Annotated in this window: 1 protein-coding gene; it reads right to left on the bottom strand. The window is 44.5% G+C overall.

Annotated elements, in window-relative coordinates:
• On the bottom strand, positions 1–227 hold a 227-nt coding region (locus LKE08_RS29285), incomplete at both ends, for a reverse transcriptase N-terminal domain-containing protein (RefSeq protein WP_324704338.1).

Raw genomic sequence — 227 nt, 5'->3', positions numbered from 1 at the left:
CGTTTTTCATCCCGTCCGGGTTTTGGTATCCAAACTCTCCGTAATGGCTTGGCTTTGAAGTTTCCTTTGATTTCCTCAACAAGTTCAAACCTTTGTTTCGGGGATATTGCTATCACACCATCTACTCCGGCAGTTTTCTTGCCTTGGTTGTCTTGGGTCACTCGTCTTACCGCTAAAAGCCTTGCATAGTATGACTTCAACAGGAGTCTTTGCAACCTTTTGGCTTT

Origin of the sequence: Lyngbya sp. CCY1209 (assembly GCF_035615495.1) — a bacterium.
In the GTDB taxonomy this organism is placed as follows: Bacteria; Cyanobacteriota; Cyanobacteriia; order Cyanobacteriales; family Microcoleaceae; genus Limnospira.
Note: the sequence above shows the minus strand (reverse complement) of the source record. Positions and strands in the feature narration are given on the sequence as shown.